The sequence below is a fragment of the uncultured Nevskia sp. genome, assembly GCF_903885465.1.
GTDB lineage: Bacteria > Pseudomonadota > Gammaproteobacteria > Nevskiales > Nevskiaceae > Nevskia.
Genome location: NZ_CAISIQ010000478.1, coordinates 1 through 6932 on the forward strand (window position 1 = coordinate 1; position 6932 = coordinate 6932).

Annotated in this window: 6 protein-coding genes and 1 pseudogene; 4 read left to right on the plus strand and 3 right to left on the minus strand. The window is 64.1% G+C overall.

Translation table 11 applies throughout. The features are described from left to right. The 3 genes from secF to yajC all read right to left on the minus strand — a co-directional run. On the minus strand, positions 1–806 hold an 806-nt coding region (gene secF, locus QZY06_RS18690; protein ID WP_295686937.1), incomplete at its 3' end, for a protein translocase subunit SecF. 18 nt (positions 807–824) lie between these two features. Beyond that, positions 825–2693 (minus strand): protein translocase subunit SecD, encoded by a 1869-nt coding sequence (secD, locus tag QZY06_RS18695; protein ID WP_295686940.1) that lies wholly within the window; start codon positions 2691–2693, stop codon positions 825–827. Between the two features lie 116 nt (positions 2694–2809). After that, positions 2810–3151, minus strand: a complete 342-nt coding sequence (gene yajC / locus QZY06_RS18700; protein WP_366523696.1) for a preprotein translocase subunit YajC — start codon at positions 3149–3151, stop codon at positions 2810–2812. Positions 3152–3339: 188 nt separating this feature from the next. On the opposite strand from yajC, the gene QZY06_RS18705 reads away from it, so the two are divergent. From QZY06_RS18705 to QZY06_RS18720, 4 genes and pseudogenes are all read left to right on the plus strand, one after another. Beyond that, positions 3340–3912, plus strand: coding sequence for a hypothetical protein (locus QZY06_RS18705; protein WP_295686943.1), 573 nt, complete (start codon positions 3340–3342; stop codon positions 3910–3912). A 196-nt stretch (positions 3913–4108) separates the two neighbouring features. After that, positions 4109–5854 (plus strand): acyl-CoA dehydrogenase family protein, encoded by a 1746-nt coding sequence (locus QZY06_RS18710; protein WP_295686944.1) that lies wholly within the window; start codon positions 4109–4111, stop codon positions 5852–5854. A gap of 86 nt (positions 5855–5940) precedes the next feature. Then, on the plus strand, positions 5941–6426 hold the full coding sequence (locus tag QZY06_RS18715) for a glutathione peroxidase (RefSeq protein WP_295686945.1): 486 nt from the start codon (positions 5941–5943) through the stop codon (positions 6424–6426). A gap of 20 nt (positions 6427–6446) precedes the next feature. Further along, positions 6447–6932, plus strand: a pseudogene (locus tag QZY06_RS18720) (hypothetical protein); the annotation flags it as partial.

Here is a 6932-nt window from a genome sequence, read left to right on the forward strand (position 1 = left end):
ACGATCATCGACACCGAGAAGCTGTGCACCGTCGAGCCGCCGAGCGTGAACAGCGCGACGCAGACCAGCAGGGTGGTGACGTGGGTGATGATCGAGCGCAGCAAAGTCTGGTTGACCGACAGGTTGACCACCTCGAACACCGTCGCCTTGCGGGTGCGAATCAGGTTTTCGCGCACGCGGTCGAAAATGACGATGGTTTCGTTGTTCGAGTAGCCGATCAGCGCCAGGATCGCGGCGAGCGTCGTCAGATCGAACTCGACCCAGGTCAGCGACAGGAAGCCGAGCACCATCACCGCGTCGTGGATCAGGGCGGCGATGGCGCCGATCGCGAACTTCCATTCGAAGCGGAAAGCGATGAACGCGGCGATCAGGCCGAAAGCGACGATCATCGCGATCGAACCTTTTTCGCTCAGCTCTTCGCCGACCTGCGGGCCGACGAATTCGACTCTGCGCATCTGCACGCCTTCGGCACCGGCGCCGACCGCGGCGAGCACCTTGGTGCTCAGATTGGCCGAGGTTTCCTGGTTCGGCGGCAGGCGGATCAGCACCGTCGACGAGCCACCGAAGTACTGGACGATGCCGTGCTCGTAGCCGCCCTTGCCAAGATCCTCGCGGACCTTTTCCAGCTGCACGGACTGCGGGAACTGCACTTCGACCAGCACGCCGCCGGTGAAGTCGATGCCGAAGTTCAGGCCGCGGAAAATTACCAGCAGGATCGATGCGGTGGTCAGCAAGGCCGACAACGCAAGGCCGACCTTGCGCTGGCGCATGAAGTCGAACTTCGGGACGTTGGAAAAAATTCTCATCGGTTCTAGTCCTGTGCCTTACCAGATCGGCAGATCTTTGAGGTTCTGGCGCTTGCCGAACACCCAGTGGGCGAGCGTGCGCGAACCGACGATCGCGGTGAACTGCGAGGTGACGATACCGATCGCCAGAGTGATCGCGAAGCCCTTCAGGGCACCGGCACCGAGGAAGAACAGGATCAGGGTGCCGATCAGCACGGTGACGTTGGCATCGGCGATGGTCAGGAAGGCGCGGTCGTAGCCGGCGTCGATCGCTTGATGCGGCTTCAGGCCAGCCCTGAGTTCTTCACGGATGCGTTCATAGATCAGCACGTTGGCATCGACCGCGATACCCATATGCAGCACGATGCCGGCGATGCCGGGCATGGTCAGCGTCGCCTGGAACAGCGACAGCACGGCGGTCAGCAGCAGCAGGTTGACCGTCAGTGCCGCAATCGCGAACAGGCCGAACACGCGGTAGTAGACGACCATGAACACCATCACCAGGCCGAGGCCGAGCAGCGCGGCGGACATGCCGCGACGGATGTTGTCGGCGCCGAGGCTCGGGCCGATGGTGCGTTCCTCGATGATCTCGATCGGGGCGACCAGCGCGCCGGCTTTCAGCAGGTCGGCCAGGTCGCGGGCTTCGCGGCTCGACAGGCCGGTGGTCTGGAACTGGGCGCCGAAGACGCCGCGAACGGTGGCCGCCGAGATCACTTCCTGCACGTCGCGGCGTTCGCGAATCGCTTCGCCGCGGGTGTTGTAGGTGGTCTTGATCTCGGTTTCCTTGTAGACGACGGCCATCAGCTTGCCGACGTTCTTCGAGGTGAAATCGAGCATCTTCTTGGCGCCGTTGCCGTCGAGCTTGACGCTGACCGCCGGGGTGCCGGATTCGTGGTCGATGGTCGGCGTGGCGCTGGTCAGCTCGGCACCGCTGGCGATGGTTTCGCGCTTCAGCAGGTACGGACGATGCGAGCCGCGCTGGTAGAACAATTCATCGCCAGCCGGAATCACGCCGCTGGCGGCGGCACTGGCGGCATCGGCGTTTTCGTCGACGGCGCGGTATTCCAGGGTGGCGGTCGCGCCGAGCAGTTCCTTGACCCGGGTCGGGTCCTGCACGCCGGGCAGCTGGACGACGATGCGATCGGCGCCCTGACGCTGGACGATCGGCTCGGCGACGCCGAATTGATTGACGCGATTGCGCAGGGTGATCAGGTTCTTCTGCACCGCATCGTCGATCAGGCGCTTGGCTTCGACTTCCGAGAGGCTCACCGACAGCGACGGCACGGTGGCATCCGGCGGCGTCGCCAGGGTCAGTTCGCGGTACTCGCGAGCAATCGCGGTGCGGGCCTTTTCCAGGCGATCGGCGTCGGCGAATTCGATGACGATCGCTTCGCCGGCCTTGCGGCGGCCGGAATAGCGGATGTCCTTGTCGCGCAGGAATTTCGGCACATCGTTGATCAGGCGTTCGACGGCGGCCTTCTTGACGTCCTCGACGGCGACCTGGAGCAGGAAGTGCACACCGCCGCGCAGATCGAGACCGAGCGCCATCGGCTTGCCGCCGAGTGCCGACAGCCACTTCGGCGTCTTCGAGGCCAGATTCAGCGCCGATACATAGCCCTGGCCTTCGAGATCACGCTTGATCGCGTCGACCGCGCGAAGCTGCAGTTCCGGGCTGGCGAAACGGACCACCCATTGCGTGCCTTCAAGCCGCGAGCCGCGGTCCTCGATCTTCTCGGCTTCCAGCACCTTGGCGATGCGGTCACCGAAATCGGCAGGCACCGGATCACCGGAGCTGGTGCTGATCTGCACGGCGGGATCTTCGCCATAGACGTTCGGCAACGCGTAGAGCAGGCCGAGCAGCGTGACGACGATCAGCGTCACGGGCTTCCAGAAGGGGTACTGATGCATGGCGGCGTTCGTCGGGCGGCGTGAGGTCCGGCTTGGCGCCGGGTTCTGCGGATTCAGTTCAATCCGCCGTGACGCTCCGGTACGAACCCGGCGACGACGCGGCGGGTGCTACAGCGTCAGAGGTTCTTCAGCGTGCCCTTGGGCAGGATGCTGGTGATCGCGGACTTCTGGATCTTGACCTCGACCTTGTCGGCGATCTCCAGGGTCACGTAGTTCTCGCCGATCACGGTGATGCGGCCGGCGAGACCACCGCTCGACACCGCTTCATCGCCCTTGGCGAGCTGGCCGAGCATTTCCCGCGCTTCCTTCGAGCGCTTCATCTGCGGCCGGATCAACATGAAATAGAACAGTGGCAGCAGCACCAGCAGCGGCCACGTCGCTTCCAACAGGCCAGGAGCCTTCGGCGCGCCGGTGGACTGGGCGTGGGCAACCGGGATCAGCAGATCGAGCAATTCCAGCACGGCGGAAACCTTGTGTGATGCGAAAAGGGGCTGGATTATGCCACAGGCCCTCTGCAGCACTTGATGACGGTTTGGGGCTCGGGCGCGGGCCGAAAGTGCATGAGCCCGGTGTCGGCTGTGCGGGCGACCATGCCGGCGACGATGCTAGGCTCGCGGCCCTGTCCATCTTCGTTTGAGCCGCATCGATGACCGCTTCCGCCTCCGCCGAAAACCCCGCGCCGCGCCGCGATCTGATCACCGCCGTGCTGATCTGTGCGGGCATCGCTGCCGGGCTAGCCGTTGCCTACAAGGCACCGAACCCGGCCGAACAGCAGCTTGCTGCTGTTGTTCCAACGGCCGCCGCCCCAGCCGAAGCGGCCGCCGGCGAGCCGATCAACACCACATTCAATCTCGATATCGCGATGCGCCTGGCCGGCACCCAGGTACCGGCAGAAACCGAAAGCTTCTATTTCTTCCCGATGGTCGACGAGGTGCCGGAAGCGGTCGACGTCCACGAACTCGGCGTCAAGCTGATGCAGGCCGCTCAGGAGCACGACTATCTCGGCATCGCCGGCCCGGACCCGGAGCGCAATCGCCGCACGCTGCTGGCGGCGCTCGTCGCTCACCAGGCCGATGATCTGAAGACGCTGGTGCTGATTTATCTCGGCCCGGACAGCCATCGCGCCGACATCAGTGCTGCCGGCCAGAAGGCCGGCTTCGAGACGCGCTTCGTCACCTATCCGGAACCGGGCGAAGCGTCCGCGAAAGCGCCGCTCTGAGCTGATCGGCCGGCAGCGGGTCACCCGGACTGTCCCCAGGATGTCACGGGGTGACCCGCTGGCGGCGCGGGAATGACATGGCCCGTGCTAATCTTTTGACTATCGAACGAGTGTTTATCCACGCCACTTCTGCCTGATTGTTCGCAGTCGAGGTGGCTTCGATAAACCCTTCACCTTCTAACGGAGTTGCTCGATCATGGCGACCTACGCTGCGCCCGTGCGCGAAATCCAGTTTGTCCTCAACGACGTGCTGAACGTCGGTTCCCTGACCGAAATGCCGGTGATGGCCGATGCCACGCCGGACACGCTGAACGGTCTAATCGAGGAAGCCGCCAAGCTCATCCAGAATCAGGTGGCGCCGCTGAACGCGCCCGGGGACGCCGAAGGCTGCAAGCTCAGCAATGGCGACGTGACGGTGCCGAAGGGCTTCAAGGAAGCCTACAAGCAGTACCAGGAAGCCGGCTGGGTGGGCATTTCCAACCCCGCTGAATGGGGCGGCGCCGGCCTGCCGTACACGCTGGGCAAGGTCATCGACGAGATGCTCTGCTCGGCGGATGTCGCCTTCGCGCTCTATCCGGGCCTGACCGTCGGCTGCTTCGAGGGCATCCTCGCGGCCGGTTCCGATGAGGTCAAGCAGACCTACCTGCCGAAGCTCGCCACCGGCGAGTGGACCGGCACCATGTGCATCACCGAACCGCAGGCCGGCACCGACCTCGGCGCGATCAAGACCAAGGCGATCCCGAACGACGACGGCAGCTACTCGCTCGACGGCGGCAAGATCTTCATCACCTCCGGCGAGCACACGATGGTGGAGAACATCGTCCACTTCGTGCTGGCCCGCATCGAAGGCGGCCCGGCGGGTGTGAAGGGCCTGACGACCTTCGCGGTGCCGAAGTTCCTGGTCAATGCCGACGGCAGCATCGGCGCGCGCAACAAGGTCACCTGCACGTCCATCGAGCACAAGATGGGCATCCACGGTTCCTGCACCTGCGCGCTGCAGTTCGAGGGCGCCAAGGGCTGGCTGGTCGGCGCGCCGAACACCGGCATCCAGAACATGTTCGTGATGATGAACCTGGCGCGCATCCTGGTCGGCATGCAGGGCCTGGGCTTGTGCGAACTGGCCACCCAGAACGCCATCGCCTACGCCAAGGATCGCAAGCAGGGCAAGGCCTTCAACGGCGGCGCCACGATCATCGATCACCCGGACGTGCGCCGCATGCTGCTGACCATGCGCGCCACCACCGAAGGCGCCCGCGTGCTGGCCTACGAGACCGGCATGTATGTCGATATCGCCCATCACCATCCGGACCCGGCGGTTCGCGAGGAAGCCAACGACTGGGTCGAGCTGAACACGCCGCTGGTCAAGAGCTTCTGCACCGATTCGGCCGTCGATCTCGGCAGCCTGGCGATCCAGGTCTACGGCGGCCACGGCTTCATCCGCGAGCACGGTGTCGAGCAGATCATGCGCGACGCCAAGATCCTCTGCCTCTACGAAGGCACCAACGGCATCCAGGCGATGGATCTGGTGCGCCGCAAGCTGATGATCGACAACGGCCGCCTGCCGGCGCGCTTCTTCGCCAAGGTGCGTTCGGAATCGACCGGCGACGCGCCGCTCGGCTTCATCGCCAAGCCGCTGCGCGAAGCCGTCGACGAACTGGAAAAGACCACCGCCTGGCTGCAGGAATCGTTCAAGACCAACCCGAACGATGCCGGCTTCGGCGCCGTCGATTTCCAGCGCGCGTTCTCCCTGACCTACCTCGGCTACAACTGGCTGCGCATGGCCAAGGCAGCGATCAACTCCAGCGACGAGATCTTCAAGGCCCAGAAGCTCAACACCGCGCAGTTCTTCGCCGCTCGCATGCTGCCGCAGGTGATGAGCCTGTGCGCCAACGTGCGCCAGCCAGCCAGCGAGTTGATGGCGCTGGATGCGGCGAATTTCTGAGCCGCTGCACTGCTGCATTCTGCTGAATTGGGCGGGCCGACAAACGTCGGCCCGCTTTCGTTAAACCATCTGTTTCGGAGAACCTCATGTCCACGATCTACGATTTCAGCGCCACCACCATCGACGGCAAGACGGTCAAGCTCGACGCCTACAAGGGCAAGGTCCTGCTGATCGTCAACGTTGCCTCGAAGTGCGGTTTCACGCCGCAGTACAAGGGCCTGGAAGCGGCGTATCGGGAGCTGCATGACAAGGGTGTCGAGATCCTAGGCTTCCCCTGCGATCAGTTCGGCCATCAGGAGCCGGGCGACGAGAAGGAAATCCAGCAGTTCTGCTCGCTGACCTATGACGTCAGCTTCCCGATGTTCGCCAAGATCAAGGTCAATGGCGACGACGCGCACCCGTTGTACAAGTTTCTGAAGAGCGAGGAGAAGGGCATCCTCGGTTCGGAAGCGATCAAGTGGAATTTCACCAAGTTCCTGGTCGCCAAGAACGGCGAGGTGCTGAAGCGCTACGGCTCGATCGACACGCCGGCGTCGATCGCCAAGGACATCGAGAAGCTGCTCGCCGCCTGATCGACTGATCCCGCTGCCCGATGCGTGAAGTCCGCGACGCCCTGATCCTCAACGGCCTGCTCGTCGCGGCCGGCTGGGCCAGCTTCCGCTACCTGCAGGCACCGATGCTCGGGCTGGCGGTGGTCGCGCTGGTGGTGGCTTTCAACCTGCTGCTGCCGCTGATCGCGCGTAGCAGCGGCCACGGTCACTGGTTCGATCTGTGGTGGTTTCTGCTGCCGCTGTCGATCTGCCAAGTGGTGCCGGACTGGGTGCTGTCGCAGCTGATCGGCATCCTGACGTTTCCGGATCACGGCGCGCCGCGCATCGGCACGGTACCGGTCTACATGGCCGGCATGTGGGTGATTCCGCTGTTCTGGATATTGCTGATCGCGCGCGGCTCGCCAGCGGTAGCCGGCCTGCTTGCGCTGATCGTGTTCGCGGTCTCCGAATGGGCCGCGCCGGTGTTCGGCCTGTGGCGGCCATTGCAGGTGCCGACCTGGCATGGCATCGCCCATTACGTGCTGCTG